This is a genomic window from Marinobacter sp. OP 3.4 (genome assembly GCF_036224885.1).
Classification (GTDB): domain Bacteria; phylum Pseudomonadota; class Gammaproteobacteria; order Pseudomonadales; family Oleiphilaceae; genus Marinobacter.
Genome location: NZ_JAVVLT010000018.1, coordinates 31,844 through 47,943, shown reverse-complemented (window position 1 = coordinate 47,943; position 16,100 = coordinate 31,844). Strand labels below are relative to the sequence as shown.

Annotated in this window: 18 protein-coding genes and 1 pseudogene; 3 read left to right on the top strand and 16 right to left on the bottom strand. The window is 57.2% G+C overall.

Annotation, left to right across the window (positions count from 1 at the left end):
- Positions 1 to 5: 5 nt before the first annotated feature.
- Positions 6 to 605: an FMN-dependent NADH-azoreductase gene (locus tag RO069_RS03080; RefSeq protein ID WP_328185271.1), complete on the top strand. Its 600-nt coding sequence runs from the start codon at positions 6 to 8 to the stop codon at positions 603 to 605.
- Positions 606 to 609: 4 nt separating this feature from the next.
- Here the strand turns inward: RO069_RS03080 and RO069_RS03075 are convergent, their stop codons facing one another.
- The 10 genes and pseudogenes from RO069_RS03075 to RO069_RS03030 form a co-directional block, all read right to left on the bottom strand.
- A complete protein-coding gene (locus RO069_RS03075) occupies positions 610 to 1,293 on the bottom strand; it encodes a DUF899 domain-containing protein (protein ID WP_328185270.1) in 684 nt (227 codons plus the stop codon).
- A gap of 16 nt (positions 1,294 to 1,309) precedes the next feature.
- Positions 1,310 to 1,468 (bottom strand): hypothetical protein, encoded by a 159-nt coding sequence (locus RO069_RS03070; protein WP_328185269.1) that lies wholly within the window; start codon positions 1,466 to 1,468, stop codon positions 1,310 to 1,312.
- Between the two features lie 339 nt (positions 1,469 to 1,807).
- On the bottom strand, positions 1,808 to 1,963 hold the full coding sequence (locus RO069_RS03065) for a hypothetical protein (protein WP_328185268.1): 156 nt from the start codon (positions 1,961 to 1,963) through the stop codon (positions 1,808 to 1,810).
- A 90-nt stretch (positions 1,964 to 2,053) separates the two neighbouring features.
- The gene (locus RO069_RS03060) at positions 2,054 to 2,914 is read right to left on the bottom strand and encodes a sensor domain-containing diguanylate cyclase (RefSeq protein ID WP_328185267.1); all 861 of its coding nucleotides are present in this window, start codon (positions 2,912 to 2,914) and stop codon (positions 2,054 to 2,056) included.
- A 262-nt stretch (positions 2,915 to 3,176) separates the two neighbouring features.
- Positions 3,177 to 3,494, bottom strand: coding sequence for a hypothetical protein (locus tag RO069_RS03055; protein ID WP_328185266.1), 318 nt, complete (start codon positions 3,492 to 3,494; stop codon positions 3,177 to 3,179).
- Between the two features lie 164 nt (positions 3,495 to 3,658).
- Positions 3,659 to 3,889 carry a DUF6429 family protein gene (locus RO069_RS03050; protein ID WP_328185265.1) on the bottom strand — a complete coding sequence of 77 codons (231 nt, stop codon included), beginning with the start codon at positions 3,887 to 3,889 and terminating at the stop codon, positions 3,659 to 3,661.
- Positions 3,890 to 4,751: 862 nt separating this feature from the next.
- Positions 4,752 to 5,997, bottom strand: a pseudogene (locus RO069_RS03045) (transposase).
- Positions 5,998 to 6,191: 194 nt separating this feature from the next.
- Positions 6,192 to 6,596 (bottom strand): hypothetical protein, encoded by a 405-nt coding sequence (locus RO069_RS03040; RefSeq protein WP_328185264.1) that lies wholly within the window; start codon positions 6,594 to 6,596, stop codon positions 6,192 to 6,194.
- A 60-nt stretch (positions 6,597 to 6,656) separates the two neighbouring features.
- Entirely contained in the window at positions 6,657 to 7,220 is a 564-nt protein-coding gene (locus tag RO069_RS03035; RefSeq protein WP_328185263.1) for a hypothetical protein, read from the bottom strand.
- Between the two features lie 106 nt (positions 7,221 to 7,326).
- Positions 7,327 to 8,019: a DUF4145 domain-containing protein gene (locus tag RO069_RS03030; protein WP_328185262.1), complete on the bottom strand. Its 693-nt coding sequence runs from the start codon at positions 8,017 to 8,019 to the stop codon at positions 7,327 to 7,329.
- Positions 8,020 to 8,156: 137 nt separating this feature from the next.
- Here RO069_RS03030 and RO069_RS03025 point away from each other — a divergent pair, with 137 nt between their 5' ends.
- A complete protein-coding gene (locus tag RO069_RS03025) occupies positions 8,157 to 9,287 on the top strand; it encodes an IS110 family transposase (protein WP_328185261.1) in 1,131 nt (376 codons plus the stop codon).
- Positions 9,288 to 9,655: 368 nt separating this feature from the next.
- Here RO069_RS03025 and RO069_RS03020 read toward each other — a convergent pair whose 3' ends face one another.
- A complete protein-coding gene (locus RO069_RS03020) occupies positions 9,656 to 9,946 on the bottom strand; it encodes a hypothetical protein (RefSeq protein ID WP_328185260.1) in 291 nt (96 codons plus the stop codon).
- Positions 9,947 to 10,052: 106 nt separating this feature from the next.
- Complete coding sequence (locus tag RO069_RS03015; protein ID WP_328185258.1) at positions 10,053 to 10,454, bottom strand: GFA family protein; 402 nt, start codon at positions 10,452 to 10,454, stop codon at positions 10,053 to 10,055.
- Positions 10,455 to 10,845: 391 nt separating this feature from the next.
- Between RO069_RS03015 and RO069_RS03010 the strand changes: the two genes are divergently transcribed.
- Positions 10,846 to 11,832: an integron integrase gene (locus tag RO069_RS03010; protein ID WP_328185257.1), complete on the top strand. Its 987-nt coding sequence runs from the start codon at positions 10,846 to 10,848 to the stop codon at positions 11,830 to 11,832.
- 10 nt (positions 11,833 to 11,842) lie between these two features.
- On the opposite strand, the gene bluB is transcribed toward RO069_RS03010, so the two are convergent.
- The 4 genes from bluB to RO069_RS02990 are packed head-to-tail and all read right to left on the bottom strand — an operon-like array spanning position 11,843 to position 15,939.
- Complete coding sequence (bluB, locus tag RO069_RS03005; RefSeq protein WP_328185256.1) at positions 11,843 to 12,568, bottom strand: 5,6-dimethylbenzimidazole synthase; 726 nt, start codon at positions 12,566 to 12,568, stop codon at positions 11,843 to 11,845.
- Positions 12,565 to 14,043 carry a cobyric acid synthase gene (locus RO069_RS03000; protein WP_328185255.1) on the bottom strand — a complete coding sequence of 493 codons (1,479 nt, stop codon included), beginning with the start codon at positions 14,041 to 14,043 and terminating at the stop codon, positions 12,565 to 12,567. The genes bluB and RO069_RS03000 overlap by 4 nt, the downstream gene beginning before the upstream one ends.
- The gene (gene cobO, locus RO069_RS02995) at positions 14,040 to 14,651 is read right to left on the bottom strand and encodes a cob(I)yrinic acid a,c-diamide adenosyltransferase (protein WP_328185254.1); all 612 of its coding nucleotides are present in this window, start codon (positions 14,649 to 14,651) and stop codon (positions 14,040 to 14,042) included. Before cobO ends, RO069_RS03000 begins: the two co-directional genes overlap by 4 nt.
- The gene (locus RO069_RS02990) at positions 14,644 to 15,939 is read right to left on the bottom strand and encodes a cobyrinate a,c-diamide synthase (RefSeq protein WP_442915325.1); all 1,296 of its coding nucleotides are present in this window, start codon (positions 15,937 to 15,939) and stop codon (positions 14,644 to 14,646) included. The genes cobO and RO069_RS02990 overlap by 8 nt, the downstream gene beginning before the upstream one ends.
- Positions 15,940 to 16,100 lie beyond the last annotated feature (161 nt).

The window sequence follows — 16,100 nt, the reverse complement described above, 5'->3', positions numbered from 1 at the left end:
ACCACATGAGCACCTTACTGAAAATCCAGAGCAGCCTGTTCAACAGCCACGGACAATCATCCACCCTGGCCACACGCTTTGCCGAGCAATGGCTGGCGCAGAATCCGGAAGGGCACATCGTCAGCCGCGACCTGGCCGAAGAACCGGTGCCGCACCTGAGCCTGGACCGTTTCCAGGCCTTCACCACCGCACCGGACGAACGGAACGAGGCACAACAGCAGGTGGCCGACTACTCGGATGCCCTGATTGAGGAAGTGAAAAACGCCGATGTCATCGTGCTGGGCGTGCCCATGTACAACTTCAACGTGCCCACCATGCTGCAGGCCTACTTCGACCACATTGCCCGGGCCGGCATCACCTTCCGCTACACCGAAAACGGACCGGAGGGGTTGCTGAAGGGTAAGAAGGCCTACGTCTTCATCAGCCGTGGCGGGGTTTACGGCGAGGATCATTCACAGACCAGCTACCTGCGCCAGATACTGGGATTCATTGGCATCACGGATGTGGAGTTCATCCACGCCGAAGGCCTGGCACTGAACGACAGCCACAAGGCGGAAAGCCTGGCGGCAGCGGGGGATCGCATCGATCAGTTGCTGAGCGCATAGGCCCCTAGAGGTCATACTCGTCGTGGCGGCGGTTCCAGACATAGGGTTCTGTCTGGGGCCAGCCCGCCGGGGAGTCCTCCCAGGTTTCCTGGCGTCCGTACGGGGTCAGGTCCAGGTACGTCCAGAGGCTGCCCAGGTATTCGATGCCACGGGCACCCGTGAAGTAGGTGCGATAGATGTCGCTCCCGTCCCGGAGAAACACGCTTGCCCCGTGCCTTTCGCCATCGGCGGTTGTTGCGCCGAAATCATGGTTAAAGTCACTTTCGTAAGACGAGTACCAGGGAATCGACCAACCCATGCGTGATTTGTACTGCCTGAGTTTCTCCAAAGGAGCCCGGGACACCATGACCAGCGACGTATCACGGGCATGGAGATGGGCCGGATGCGTCATGGCATCGGCAACCCAGGAACATCCGTCACAACCCGCTTTCCAGTCGGGTGCGAACATGAAGTGGTAAACGATGAGTTGGCGACGACCATCGAACAGTTCCAGGAGGGACATGGGCCCTTTTTCGCCATGGAACTGGTAGTCCTTTTCCACTTTCACCATGGGCAGTTTCCTGCGCTCGGCACTCAGAGCGTCACGCGCCCGGGTCAGTTCCTTCTCCTTGACGAGCAACTGGCTGAGTGCCGCTTCCCACGCTTCAGAAGAGACGATCTCTGGTAAGGCTTGCTTGTTTGCCGGCATAGTGGTGTCTCCTGTTTCAGGGAACTTTAGCAGCGGTCAGATCCTGCTTTTTGCCGTATGAAAAACACGACTCATCTTTCCAGCATACTTCCAGGTTCATTTCTGCAAAAAGTGGCTCATAAAACGCCAGCGCTTTTTCCAGGTTTCTTGTGCCTACCATCGTATAAGCAATCATCAGAACATGTCCTCCTATCGCTCTTGTGCATAAAGCCGTTAGCACGAGCGGTTTTGCAATGAAGGCAAAGCCGCAATGTAACAGGCTTCGCCGCGACTGGCCTGGTTATGAGGTCTCCGCGTCGATCACCCATGTGACGCTGGTCACCTGCCACTGACCCGCCTGCCTGTCTTTACGGAGCGTCCAAATGTGCGTGCCCGTAACCTTCGCTTCCGTATCACCATCCATGAAGGTGGTACAGAACCTGGCTCTCTTGACCGCCAGCTCATTCGAAACCTCGACCGCGACATTGGATGTGTGAATGGAGACAATGGCTGACTCTGGCTGAGCCATGAGATATTAGCGAACCTCTTCAACGCCGTGTAGCGCCCCCAGGCCGGGCACAAGCCAAACCACATCCTTGCTACACAACTTGAGAATGCCTTCGTCTTTTCCGGATTCCTCAAGCCCAATCCACTCGTGGTGAATCCGTAGGATTTCGCTGTCGTCGTTCATTGAAACTCATAACGTCCGGCTCAAGCGCCGGTTTGGAGGCGCGAAGCGGCAAAATCGCAGGTCCGTGTCTGCGGTTATCGAACGCTCCCCTTAACATTCAGCACGTCGCCGTTTCAGCCGGTACATGTTGTCATCAGCATGGTTCAACAGGGTATCGGCGTCCTCTCCGTCCGCTGGATAACAGGCCACGCCGATACTGCAGGACGGCGTTTTGATATTGCCGAATTCGGCACCCAGGGGCGCGGTCACGGCTGCGATGATTTGCTCGACCTTCTGGGAAACGTCATCCGCTGACTGGATGTCCGTCAACAGCACAGTGAATTCATCGCCACCCATCCGGGCCACCGTGTCCGTCTCTCGAACACAGCCTTCCAACCGCCTGGCAATCATGCAGAGCACCCGATCACCCATAGCATGTCCATGGGTATCATTGATGTGCTTGAAGTCATTGATATCCACAAACAGCAAGGCCAGGCAACTCTGGTGACGATTGGCTGCGCGCATGGCCAACTCGAGTCGATCATGGAACAACGATCGGTTGACAAGCCCTGTCAATGGGTCGTGATGGGCGAGGAAACGCAGTTTCTCCTCGGCCTCCCTCAGGGCCGTCACATCCCGCGCTACACCGATCCGCACACCGTCCTCTGCGGATAAACGGGCAGACCAGAGGACGTATACAATAGTGCCGTCCCTGTGGATGTAACGGTTACAGAAGTCGTTGTGGGGCTGACCGTTCATAACCCGGACAATTGACGCTCGCGTGGCCTCCAGGTCATCTGGATGCACATAGTCGGTGATCGGCGTGCCCGTCAGCTCATCGGCACGATATCCGAGCAGCGCCTCACACGCATCGCTCACATAGACGATCTGGTCGTCCTGATCGACTACAAAGACAGCATCCAGCAACAAATTGGTCAGCTTGGGGTAAAGCGCTTTCAGATCAACGGGCATAGTTCAGGGAGACTTGGTGATTCATACAGGTCAAGTATAGTCCAGCGAGTCCAACAGGTTGCCGAAAAACCGCCTGTGTGGCCGGGCTTTCACGGGAAAACATCGGTACGCGCAACTCTCCAGGAGAATGCTCCTTTCTTTGAGGCTTTTTCTTTCTTGGAGGGGGGAGGCTTCTTCATATAATTGCATAACGCCGCGCTCTACGGCAGAGTTGTAGCGCAGCTGAAGCTCTGTCCGACAGCAGCGCCTTGTTAAATTTTTGCTACGGGGCACTGGCACCGCACCCCTCGAACTCGCAGCCGGCGTCACGCCCCACCGAAATAAGGTAATCGACCCACTTCAGCAGCTGCTCTTCAGACCAAGTAATAGGGCCGGAATTGCCCGAAATTATGTAGGACTTTTTAATGAACCCCTCTCGATCTACCCTGAGCGGATAGTCAGCCAGTTCAGATTTAAGCGCCTCGACTGCATCCTTCTTCTTGGCGCTAAATTGAAAGTCGAAGTCCAGCTTTGATTCCTCTGTAACACCAAGTTCTAGTAGGCGCTTCCATACTTCGGTTGTCCTTACAAGGTGCACCATTCTGTAATCTCCAAACTCACCGCTCACAAGGTTACCTTTTGGAATTTAACGCTTTTGTTCAGAGGCGACCTTTTTGCAGCGAAGCGGAGAAAAGGGCGTCCGGTGAAGGGCCGTAGGCCCGGAACAAACTGGAACAATTTGTTAAAACAGCACTCCCGCCAATGTTACTGATTCTTGGAAAAAAGTTGCTTGAACAATCGCTCTGATGCCTGAAGTCCATCCTCTGTCAAAACAACTGACTTCGCTTTGTTGACGGGATCAGTAATAAATCCTTTTTCGTGAAGCCTATTCATCGAGTCCCAATCAAAAGCCTTCCATGCGCGAGCACCATCATGCAACGTCAGGTAGAGCAGAGCCAAAACAGTCTCGTCGATCTTGTTCTCATCGATCTCCACGGTGTCACCCCCACTTATGCTAAATCCCAGCGTCCAGTTTAGGAAAAGAGCTAACCCTCAGCTATGGCTCTTTCAATACGCGCACTGAAGCGGGTGAGTGCTTCTGAATCCAGCTCAACTTTGAACGCTTGGGTCAAAAACGAGGGCAACTGCCTCCCGTACGGGTTTCTTGGCTATTGAAGCCGTGGAGATGATGTCCATAGCCTCGTACCTGTAACCCTCAAGCTCGCTCATTGATGACGCGCTTTCTCCTAGTGGATTCCACTGCTGGAGAATTTCTGCGACAGATTCGATTACATGCTCTTTCATAGGACGATTAGTGACATTTTAACGCCACCAACACGTGCGGCTTTGTAGTGGAGGCGAAGCCGCAACGAAAAAGGCGTCACCGTGCCTGGCCTTGTTCCCAGGCCGGTCTCCAAGAGTTGAAATCATTCCAAATCCCCGAAGTAATAAAGCGACGCTGGCACTCCACCAATACCGGAACCGAGGGCGAGACCAAGTGCCAGACCTTCAAGGGGAGTCCAAACAGTGAACCCAATAGCGGCACCTATGGTGATACCTGAGCCTAAGCCACCAATAAGGCAAATTACTGCTTTCTGTTGACGTGAGAAATTTGGCCCATTCTTTATACCCATTTCCTAAACACCACGGAAGTCTTTCTGCTTCAGAGAACGAGGCTGTAGAAAAACCCGGTTTGGGGATCTTCCCATCGCCTGACTGCTAAATTTTTTGACCCGCCCATCAACGGGACGGTTCTCCAGATTCCGGCGCATGGGAAGCCGTTTCGGCTCCAGAAGGCTGCTTAGGCCGGTACCACCGGCTCCCAAGAGGCCCATTCTCGGCCCTTTTGCTGCGGGTATCATGCTGCCAACTGCCCGTAGTTCGCCAACTTCCCGATATTATGCACCAGGCAGTATAGCTGCCACTGGCCCTGTACTTTCTTCCTGCCCCGCAAGCTGAAGCGATTCAACCGTTTGGTGGTGCCGATATTGCCGAACACCGGTTCCACCACTGACATGCGGTGGCTGTAGATTTCTTTGCCTTGCTAACTGTCCACCCGGTGCTTCATCCAATCGGTGTAGTTTGGCCGGCGTTTGTCCTCGATGGGGAACGATACCTGTCGACCAGAGCCATTGCGGTGGTCTGCTGAGGTCGGATTCTGCATGCATCGGTGCTTCTTTGGGCACTTCGACGGTTTCCAGTACCGGCTGCAGGGTGTGGTGTTCCTGGCCTTCGCCGAAGGCCTGGGCGTCGATGATGACCTGGTGTTTCTTGTCCACCGTGGCCACGCCGTTATAGCCCTGGATCGTTCCCTTGCTGCTGTCTGACCCACATAGATGTGGGAAACACAGGTTTTGCAGGAGCAAAAAACCTGTGATCTTGGCGCTTTCGTTATCGGTGATGTTGCTCTTCACTTCCTTGTTCCGCTTCCCCCGGCCCATCCTTGGGCGATTCGTCTTTAGGAAGCGGTCCACCTTCTGTAGTGATTCATCCAGCGAGAGGATCGTCTTCGCCCGGCGGATGTCCCGATCCAGTTCGGCTTCGGTCTCCGCCTCGTCCTTCTCATAGTGTTCGCGCAGGTGGTGGCGGATCAGTCGTCGCAACTTGTTCCGCTTCTCGCCCAGTTCCCTGAAGTTACCAGACCACTCCTTGGCGGCGTTGGAGGACATTTTGCAGCCATCGATGGCGAAGAGTTCGTTACCCAGCAGGCCCTGCTCGTGGCACACCAGCAGTACCTGCTCGAACAGCTCTTCGATCTCGTCCGCATGGCTGCTGACGAACTTCGCCAGCGTGGTGAAGTGCGGGACGGTATCGCAGGACAGGGCCTTGAAGATGATGTTGGTCTCGCAGCACCACTGCATTTCGCGGCTGGAGGTGATGCCCTTGGAGTAGGCGAACAGGATGATCTTCAGCAGGATGGCCGGATCGTAGGCCAGCCGACCGGTGTCGTCATTGCGGTACTTAGGGTGGAAGATGGACAGGTCCAGCTTGTGCTCGATCAGGTAGTGCACCGCGTGTTCGAAGGTGCCGGGCTGGAGCTGTTCCTGGTAGTTGATCACGACCATCGCATCCTGGTCGTAGTTGTAGTGCCTGAAGCGGGGCATGGGACGGGTCCTTGTCAGTCTGCGATGACTCAATGCTACCAAACCCTGGGAGGGGTTTTCGGGACTTTTTCTACAGCCTCAACGCTTTTGTTCAGCGGCCTTTTTGCAGCGAAGCGGAGAAAAGGGCGTCCGGTGGAGGGCCTTCAGGCCCGGAACGAACTGGAACTATTGGTTATACATGTCCCAGGAATGAACTAAGACCGCATCTCATCGCCAATTTTTTTCTGTAGGTTCCGAGCACGGCCAATAAGTCTATTTGCTGGCTCGCGTTCCCAATAGCGATTAGCCAGCGCGGAGTTGGCCTCGCTGAGAAATTCGTCAAGCTCGGCACCGTTTAACCCGTGCTTCTTACACTTTGAGGCAATGTTGTCGATTGTCGCCACATTCAATACATGATCTCGTATCAGTGTGCCGTAATCACAACGGCCTGCGACACGCGCAACCTCAATGGATGCGATTCTCCCCACTTGGCCTTCCACTGAAGCCAACTCCTCGACCTTTTGAGACCGACTGTTATGCAAACTGAGCCGGTAAGATAGCAAGCCGAGAATTATTGCTGCGGGTACGGATATAAAATTTAACACCAAAGACCAGTTCATAGAGCTTTATCCGTATAACGCGGAGCGAAGCGGCGCGTTTCACGCGTCCGCCTTACGTGCCTAGTTATATTTTTTTCCCACAACCTCTCTGCCGATCTTGATCGCGGTATGGAATATTTCGAGTAACTCTTCGAAATCATGAACGTCACCGCCAGTTTCGGCGACAAACCCTCCTGCAGAGATGTCTTGGACACCCGAGTCAATTAGCTGATGGAACCGGATGATTTTGGCGGACAGTTTCGGGTGAAGCAATCCAATCTTAGAGATGTGTTCTTGGTAAATCCGTGAGTAGTGAACTGGTATTTTTACGGAAAATATCTTTTTCTTGTCAGGGTGATGCTCGAGATAGTAAACCGACTCTTCCAATCCATACACGTACCTGCGATGTTCGATTACCTCCAACAAAGCTGATACCTCGGAGACAAGCGCCGTTTCTACAGATCGAATTTCCTGCTTTAACTTCCTCCGTTCCAAGAGATAGCTAGGGAGAAAAGTCGAAACACCGCCTACGAAGGCACCGCCAATTGCCGCAATGACTGGTAACCATTCATTTTTATCACCGGCAAACATTGATTGAAGGATGTCAATTGTCTGCGCAGCCTCCAGTAACTGCTGGGTGTCCACTCAACCTCCTAGTGAAATATAACGCCAGCCAGCATGCGCGGCTACGGAATGGAGGCGAAGCCGCAATGCAGTAGACGTCGCCGTGCCTGGCCTTGTTAGATTGGTATTAATCACCGTTTCGCCTTGCTGCTCTTCTTTGACGTGCAATTTCAAGCCTCTGAGGCTCTGTATAAAGTCTCTCGAGTAGAATAAAAGTGAAGTCCAAAACGTCCGCGGCATCCTCCTTGGAGAGAATGCCTTCATGAGCGCCATCATTACCGTCATCTTTGATACAAGAGGACAGCTCCCGCAGACCTTCAGGCAGAATCTGGTTGTCGAATAGCCAAGGTAGTCGGAACCCCAAGTTCCTTCTGATCCTATTGTTGAGGCCTTCGGCATCATCTGGGAGTAGAGACTTCGTCGCTAAATCGAGGCATAGCCTAAACATTGTAGTGGCTGCGTTATAGCAGCCGATAGACATGCAGGCCGAGCCCTCTTTAAAAATTCTGTCAATATTTTCCGGGAGGTGTTCAGGTGGCACTTCTGCAGAATTATCTTGGATACCAATGTACCTCTCTACCTTCACGAGATCATTTATGGCTGATCCGACCTCACTCAGGCCAGCTTTGAGAATATCGGCATAGTATTGCTGGTTTTGTGAGACTAGAAAGATAGTAGGGTGACGGCATGCACGGCAGACGCAAAAAATTTCAAGAATCATTTGCCAACTGAACCGGGTGGCTACTTGGACCTGATTTCCAACGTCAAACGTAATATCTTTGGTCCCGCATCGGGGACAATCCGCTACTAGTAGTGACAACACTATCTCCTTTTTACCGTCGGGCCCTATCTAGACATTATAACTCCCCACTAGGGGGCTGCCCCCACCTCGTGGGTTAGCCTCAGCCAGAGCCATAATTTACGTGTTCACATGCGTAAAAAACGGGGGGCAGCACCATGAAAAAACATAGCACACTGTATATTGGCCTGGATACGCACAAGGACTCGATTGCCGTCGCCTACGCCACAGATTTGCGAACAGAGCCGGTGACTTACGTTGGCGCCATCGGCACCCAACACTACGCCATCCGCAAGATGGTTCGACAGTTCGAATCCCGTCATCCGGGGGCCCAGCTTCAGTTCGTCTATGAAGCCGGCCCCTGCGGTTACTGGCTCTACCGACTGCTCTCAAGCTGGGACTTTCCCTGCTTTGTGGTGGCTCCGTCACTGATCCCGAAGAAGCCCGGCCAGCAGGTAAAAACCGACAAGCGTGATTGCATGCAACTGGCCCAGTTACTGCGCAGTGGGGATGTCGATCCCATCTATGTGCCAGAGCCGGAAGACGAAGCCATCCGCGATCTCTCTCGGGCCCGGGAAACCGCCATGTGGGATCTCAAGAATGCCAAGAGCCAACTCAAGGCTTTCCTGTTGCGACACGACATCCGCTACACCGGCTCGGCCAACTGGTCAGCAGCCCACATCCGTTGGCTCTCGGAACTGGTCATGCCGACACCGGTCCTGAACACCGTTTTCCGGGAAATGCTTTACACCATCGTCGAACGGTACAAGCGCCTGGACCGGCTCGATAACGAACTGACCTACCGGGTTCGCCGGTGGCGTTTCTATCCCGTCGTGAAGGCCATCCAGGCACTACGAGGTGTTCAGTTGTTAGTGGCCACCAGCGTGGTGGCCGAGCTGGGCGATCTTCAGCGATTCGACAGCCCCAGAAAACTGATGGCCTACGTGGGCCTGACGCCCAGCGAGCGCTCCAGCGGCAACCGGCGACGAGTCGGATCACTCACCTGCGCCGGAAATAAACGGGCCAGGCGCATGCTGATCGAGGCCGCCCATGCTTATCGATACCCGGCGAAAACCTCGCGCATCCTTCAGCAACGCCAGGAAGACCTACCCAAGGCCATTGTGGAGAAGGCCTGGGATGCGCAGGCCCGGCTCTGCCGCCGGTACCGTTCTCTGATGCAACGCGGTAAGCACCGCAACGTGGTGGTCGCCGCCATTGCCCGGGAACTGGTGGGCCACATCTGGGCCATTGCACGGGAAGTGGTGATCGCCACTCCCGATCCAAGGTGAAGAGAATGACTACGCTTATGGGACAGGGCAGACGCCTCAGGCCGCGGAGTGTGAAGCAACCCTCGACGCGCGTTAGGAAGCCTGGCTGAACCCTCAGACCAGACGCTCGCTCCTAGACGGAGGACCGGCTTCACGACGGAAAAGTAAGGTGGTGAGAACCCACGGATATCAGCATGAAAACCGTCGACGATTACTGGCCTCAGCGTCTGTCCTGACCCACCCTTATCGGTGGTGACGTAGCTCTGAAAAACGGGCCTGGGTTGGTGCATGTCTCTTGACGTGGGGAGTCATATCAACGCCGCCAACACGCGCAGCTTTGTAGTGGAGGCGAAGCCGCAACGGAAAAGCTGTCGCTGTGCTTGGCCTTGTTATGAGTTGAATTTGGTACTGACATAACCTGCTATTTCGCGAACCAAAGGCTCAGCGGATTTGGTTTTTGCATTCACGATATAGCCAGACCAGCTGTCCCACTCCAAACTAACGACTTCATTGTCACGCTTGAAATCTTGAAATACCTCATCAAGACCCCGGACCTTGCCGCCGGCCGGCTCTAGGCCGAACTCAACCACAATAGCTTTGGTTACCTCCTGGTAGCACCGAGATTGGATGCTATTGAAATCGAAAGTCAGTCGATCACTGGCATCTCTATGCTCACTCATGCTTCGGCCTTGAGCTCATAACGCCTGCATAAACGGCGCCCGACTAGGGCGTCCGGTGGAGGCCCATCGGGCCGGAACGAATTTAATGCACTGGTTATGTGGTGGTTCACGTTGGCAGACCCTCGAACTTCGGCACCTCCGCCAACCGCTCATCCCAAACGGTTTTGCTTGATGAGAATATATGCGCCGTTGGCAACATCGTTAATTGAGAATCCAAACACCCTGCGGGAACAACGACTAAACCCGCGACCGGCGAATTCGGCAATGCTGAACCACACAATTTACAAAAGCTCCGGCTATGACGAGTACCTGGAAGCGTAAAGGAAGCCACGGCATCTGCACCCGATTGCCAGTCCAATTTAGCAGAATGCGAGAATAAATTTGCCGCATGGGCCGAACCCGTATCTTTCTGGCAATGCCGACAATGGCACAGATAGAAGCTATCGAATTCACCTTTGACCTGAAAGCTAACCGTGCCGCACAGACAAGAACCGAAATGATCAGTCATGAGAACCTCTTCCGTGGCCTAGAGGTGAAATGCACATAACAGCTAATTATACGAACGCGTTCGTATAACACCCGTTCGTATAATTCCAATATCGAGCTGGCGTCAACACGAACAAAAAACCGTAAATTCATGGCATTAGCCCCAACCCCCACGGCTACCGCAGGAGTTATACGCCCCTATTCCGGCCACTCCTGGTACCTTCGGTGGGGCGTATAACTCCAGTACCCCATCTTTTCACTTCAACCATATCAGATGCTTATCGCCTTTTCTCCGCCGGTTTACGGAGTTTTGCGAACGCGTTCGCTGAACTCCGTGCCGCAGGCGGGTTCTTGACATTCGTGCCTCACCGAATACTGTATATAATTACAGCACCTGAAAGGACAATTCGGATATGGACATTCCTAACCCAATCCCGGCAAAACCCACCCGATTTCTGGATCAGCTCCGCGCCTTCATTCGGGCGCGGGGCCTGGCCTACAGGACAGAGCAGACCTACCTGTTCTGGACCAAGCGCTATATCCGCTTCCACCAGCGCAGACACCCGAGAACCATGGGATCGGCAGAGGTGGAAGCCTTCCTGAACCATCTAGTCGTTCAGCGTAACGTCGCCCTGGCCACGCAACGCGTAGCCCTCAATGCTCTGGTGTTTCTCTACCGTGAGTTCATGGCAATGCCACTGGAGGAGCTGCATTTTGAAGGCGCCCGCAAGCCTGCAAGGTTACCAACGGTTTTCAGTCCCGACGAGGCAAAGCGGGTCATTGATAAACTGGAGGGGGTGCCAAAACTGATTGCCATACTGCTATACGGTTCCGGACTCCGCATCAGTGAAGCGCTTCGGCTCCGCATAAAGGATGTGGATTTCGACATGCAGCAACTGGTGGTTCGTGGCGGAAAGGGCGGCAAGGACCGGATCACATTACTGCCGGACCGCTTGCTCGAACCACTGCACCAACAAATAGCGGTGGCCACCCATCAACATCAGGCGGACCTGGCTGCCGGGTATGGCGCCGTTTATCTACCTACGGCGCTCGCCCGGAAATACCCCCACGCAGAGAAAGAAACCGGTTGGCAATACCTGTTTCCTGCCAAGGACCTCTCCGTCGATCCTCGTTCCGGCATTCGCCGGCGCCACCACGTGTTGGACAGGACCGTACAGAAGCGCTTCCGTGAGGCCATACGCGCGGCCGGAATCCGCAAGCTGGCGAGCAGTCATACCTTTCGTCACAGCTTTGCCACTCGACTGCTGGAGGCGGGTTATGATTTGCGCACAATCCAGAAGCTTCTCGGCCATACCGACTTGCGAACCACGGAAATCTACACCCATGTGGTGCGGAAGGGCGGCTTTGGCGTCAGGAGTCCGGTGGACGCAACGCTTTGATGAAGGGATGCTATTGTTCGAGGTTGATGCCTCGCAGGGTCTCACCACCGGATCGGTACAGATCAAGGTCGGCAACTGCTTGCCCCCATCCATTCCCATGCAGCAACTCCTCAAGCGGCAGCCGCGACCGCCACCCCTTTTTCTGCAGTTCGGGCTGATCAAGAAACTCGCTGACATAGCCCAGGCACAGGTAGGCCAGGGGGTAGACGTGGTCCGGCAGGTTGAGGGTGTTGGCCAGTTGCTGCTGGTCCAGGATGCTGACCCAGCCGACGCCGATGCCTTCGGCGCGGGCGGCCAGCCACAGGTTCTGTACCGCCAGGCAGGTGCTGAACAGGTCGGTTTCCACGATGGAGTTGCGGCCCAGCACGTGGTCGCCGCCCCGGCTTCGGTCGCAGGTGATGCACAGGTTGATGGGGCTGTCGAGGATGCCCTGCAGTTTCAGGCTGCGGTAGGTCTGTTGTCGGTCACCGCTGTAGTTGTTGGCGGCCTTTTCGTTCTCCTGCTCGAAGATGGCAACTATCTGCTCCCGCACCGGCACGCTGTCGATGAGGATGAAATCCCACGGCTGCATGAAGCCCACCGACGGGGCATGGTGGGCGGCGTTGAGCAGCCTCACCAGGACGTCGTCAGGGATCGGATCCGGCAGGAACTGGGAACGCACGTCCCGGCGCTCGTGGATGGCCCGGTAGAGGCCCTGGCGTTCTTCGTCGGAGAAGGGGCGGTTGGGGTCGGTCATGGTGATCCTTGCAGGCCCAGCAGGGTTTTCAGCCAGACGGTGTCCAGGTGTTGCTCCACCTGGTCGGCCAGGCGGTCGAGTTGTTGCAGGCGGTGTTGCCGGTAGTCCACCGACTGGCCATCAGTCGCCAGGCCGGCCCAGTGGAGGATGGCATCGCAGGCGGCGGGTTCGTCGAAGATGCCGTGCACGTAGGTGCCCATCACCTGGCCGTCCTCACTGATAGCACCGTCAGGGCGACCAGCCAGGGTGGCCATGGGTGATGACAGTGCGTCGCCACGGGTCACGCCGTTATGCATCTCGTAGCCGGTGAACGCCACCGGCCGGGCCACGCCCGCGGCCTGTTCGATAAACTGGCCACTGACACGCCGGAGCTGCTTGCCGGCCACCATGCGGGTGGTCATATCCAGTAATCCAAGACCGGTCGTGGTGCCGGTATCGCCTTCCAGGCCATCCAGGTCTTCAACCGCTTCTCCAAGCATCTGGAAACCGCCGCAAATGCCGAATACCTTGCCACCGTAGCGCAGGTGGCGCCGGATAGCCTCCGGCCAGCCTTGTGCGTACAGCCATTGCAGGTCCGACCGGGTGCTCTTGCTGCCGGGCAAAACCATCAGGTCCGCCGGGGGGATTGGCTGGTCCGGCGCGATAAATTGCAGGTCCACCTTCGGGTGCAGTCGCAGCGGGTCAAAGTCGTTGTGGTTGCTGATGCGTGGCAGCAGCGGCACCACCACTTTCAGGGCGCCCGCCTCGCTGTCGCCGCTGGTGCCGACACTGTCTTCCGCGTCCACCACCAACCCATGCAGGTAGGGCAACACCCCCACCACCGGCTTGCCGGTACGTTCACCCAGCCAGTCCAGCCCCGGGTCCAGCAGCGTCTTGTCGCCCCGGAAGCGGTTGATGATAAAGCCCCGGGTACGCCCCCGTTCACTGGGGGAGATCAGTTCCAGCGTACCCACCAACTGGGCGAACACGCCGCCCCGGTCGATGTCCCCCACCAGCAGCACCGGGCAGTCCGCCGCTTCGGCAAACCCCATATTGGCGATATCGTTGGCCCGCAGGTTGATCTCGGCGGGGCTGCCGGCGCCCTCGGCGATGATCACATCGTAACGGCCGGACAACGCCTGCCAGGCAGCCATCACCGACTCCTTCGCCTCCACCTTGTAGGCGTGATAGTCCAGCGCGTCCATATTGCCGTGGACCTGCCCCCGCAAAATGACCTGCGCGCCCCGGTCGCTCTGGGGCTTCAGCAACACCGGGTTCATGTCACTGTGGGGGTCCAGCCCGCAGGCCAGGGCCTGCAAGGCCGTGGAGCGCCCGATCTCGCCGCCATCCACGGTCACCGCGCTGTTCAGGGCCATGTTCTGGGGCTTGAACGGTGCCACCGACACGCCCTGCCGGGACAGCCACCGGCACAGGGCAGCCACCACGGTGGTCTTGCCCGCATCCGATGTGGTGCCCTGGATCATCAGGGTCGTCAAAGTTCCACGCCCTTCTGCGCCTTCACCCCAAGATCCTTGAAGGCATGCTTGACCACCTTCATCTCGGTGACCGTGTCCGCCAGCTCGATCAGCTCCTGTGGCGCATGGCGACCGGTAACGATGGCATGCTGCATCTCCGGACGGGCCTGGAGGTCGTCCAGCACCCGGTCCAGGTCGATGTAGTCGTACTTCAGGGCGATGTTCAGCTCGTCCAGCAGCACCAGGTCGTAGCTGTCGTCCTTCAGCATGCGGGCGGCGATGTCCCAGGCCGCGGACGCGGCAGCGATGTCCCGCTCCCGGCTCTGGGTGTCCCAGGTATAGCCCTCACCCATCACGTGGTAATCCACATTGGGCAGTTTGCGGAAGAAGGCATCCTCGCCGGTGCTGAAGGCGCCCTTGATGAACTGGACAATGCCCACCTTCATGCCATGGCCCAGGGCCCGGGCCACCATGCCGAACCCGGAGCTGCTCTTGCCCTTGCCGGCGCCAGTCAGCACCAGCAGCACGCCCTGCTCTTTCTGGGCCCTGGCAATGCGCTCGTTCATGATCTTCTGCTTGGCCGCCATACGGCGGGCATGACGTTCCGGGTCTTTGGCGCGTTCAGCCATTGTTTTTCTCCTCTGGTTCAATCGGTTCGCCCCGGAAGATCCGTGCCACCACGGCCGGGGCTGACGGGAAATACCCGTGGAAGTAACTGGCCACCAGGCCGCGATGGCTGAACACCGGTTCAGCCTCGGTGCCCGCTACCTTGCGGGTGCGGGCCAGGGGCTGCCAGTCGGTGACCAGCCGGGAATGGTGATAGGTATGGCCCCGCAACTCACCGTCGGTGGTGGCAAGGCCCTGTAGCCCCAGGGCCTGCAGCCGGTCCGCCATCTCCGCCCGCCCGGGCATCAGTCCCAGTAACCGGTGGCCATCGCCATTGCGGTCGATCAGCTGCTCGCAGCAGGCCATCAGCCCGCCACACTCCGCCAGCATGGGTTTACCGGCTTCATGGTGGGCCCGGATATCCGCCAGCAAGCTGGTATTGGCGGCCAGGGTAGCCCCATGCAGTTCAGGGTAGCCGCCGGGCAACCAGAGCGCATCCGCCTCGGGCAGACGGCTGTCGGCCAGTGGCGAGAAGAACACCAGGTCAGCACCCATGGCTTCCAACATGTCCAGGTTGGCGCGATAGATAAACGCGAAGGCGGCATCCCGGGCGATGGCGATGCGGGTGCCCTCAAGGTGGCGTTCCGGGGGGCGCGGTGGTTCCGCACTAAGCCGGACCGGTCGCGGCAACTGGTCCAGCCCTGCCTCCTGCAGGACGTCGGCGGCGGCATCCAGGCGGGCATCAAGATCCGCCACCTCGGCCGCCTGCACCAGCCCCAGGTGGCGGTCCGGTATGTTCATGGCGTCGTTGCGGGGAATGGCCCCCAGCAGTTCGATGCCTTTCGGCAGGCTCTCCCGCAGCATGTCCCCATGGCGGGGGCTGCCGATACGGTTGGCGATCACCTGGTGCACGGGCAACGCCGGGTCGAAGCTTGCCAGCCCCAGGGCCACGGCCCCGAAGGTCTGGGCCATGCCCCGGGCGTCAATCACGGGCAGTGCGGGAATGCCCATCAGCTTCGCCAGATCGGCGCTGGACGGGTCACCATCGAACAGCCCCATGGAGCCTTCCACCAGGATCAGGTCCGCCTGCTGCGCGGCTTCTGCCAGTCGCCAGCGGCACTCGTCTTCCCCGGTCATCCAGGGGTGGAGCTGGTAGACCGGTTGCCCGGAGGCCACTTCCAGCACCATGGGGTCCAGGTAGTCCGGGCCGTGCTTGAACACGCGCACCTTGCGACCGGCATTACGGTGCAGGCGCGCCAGGGCGGCGGTGACCATGGATTTGCCCTGGCCGGAGCCTGGGGCGGTGATCATGGCGGCTGGGGTGGTTGTTTCAAGCAACTGGTTCTTTCCTTTTTATACTTGGGAGTCTGCGGTAAGTGGGGGCCCTCTTTCCGGGACACGCCGTAGATACGTCCCTGTAGGCTCCTAAAAAACGTCCCTGTTTTTTAGGGTCCCGGAAAGAGGGCCCCCAC

Excerpts from the sequence above, each read along its gene's own strand:
- RO069_RS03070 (WP_328185269.1), bottom strand. The coding sequence starts at position 1,468 with ATGATTGCTTATACGATGGTAGGCACAAGAAACCTGGAAAAAGCGCTG.
- RO069_RS03010 (WP_328185257.1), top strand. The coding sequence starts at position 10,846 with ATGGACATTCCTAACCCAATCCCGGCAAAACCCACCCGATTTCTGGAT.
- RO069_RS03040 (WP_328185264.1), bottom strand. The coding sequence starts at position 6,596 with ATGAACTGGTCTTTGGTGTTAAATTTTATATCCGTACCCGCAGCAATA.
- RO069_RS03065 (WP_328185268.1), bottom strand. The coding sequence starts at position 1,963 with ATGAACGACGACAGCGAAATCCTACGGATTCACCACGAGTGGATTGGG.
- RO069_RS03055 (WP_328185266.1), bottom strand. The coding sequence starts at position 3,494 with ATGGTGCACCTTGTAAGGACAACCGAAGTATGGAAGCGCCTACTAGAA.
- RO069_RS03080 (WP_328185271.1), top strand. The coding sequence starts at position 6 with ATGAGCACCTTACTGAAAATCCAGAGCAGCCTGTTCAACAGCCACGGA.
- RO069_RS02990 (WP_442915325.1), bottom strand. The coding sequence starts at position 15,939 with ATGATCACCGCCCCAGGCTCCGGCCAGGGCAAATCCATGGTCACCGCC.
- RO069_RS03025 (WP_328185261.1), top strand. The coding sequence starts at position 8,157 with ATGAAAAAACATAGCACACTGTATATTGGCCTGGATACGCACAAGGAC.
- bluB (WP_328185256.1), bottom strand. The coding sequence starts at position 12,568 with ATGACCGACCCCAACCGCCCCTTCTCCGACGAAGAACGCCAGGGCCTC.
- RO069_RS03060 (WP_328185267.1), bottom strand. The coding sequence starts at position 2,914 with ATGCCCGTTGATCTGAAAGCGCTTTACCCCAAGCTGACCAATTTGTTG.
- RO069_RS03020 (WP_328185260.1), bottom strand. The coding sequence starts at position 9,946 with ATGAGTGAGCATAGAGATGCCAGTGATCGACTGACTTTCGATTTCAAT.
- cobO (WP_328185254.1), bottom strand. The coding sequence starts at position 14,651 with ATGGCTGAACGCGCCAAAGACCCGGAACGTCATGCCCGCCGTATGGCG.
- RO069_RS03075 (WP_328185270.1), bottom strand. The coding sequence starts at position 1,293 with ATGCCGGCAAACAAGCAAGCCTTACCAGAGATCGTCTCTTCTGAAGCG.
- RO069_RS03015 (WP_328185258.1), bottom strand. The coding sequence starts at position 10,454 with ATGACTGATCATTTCGGTTCTTGTCTGTGCGGCACGGTTAGCTTTCAG.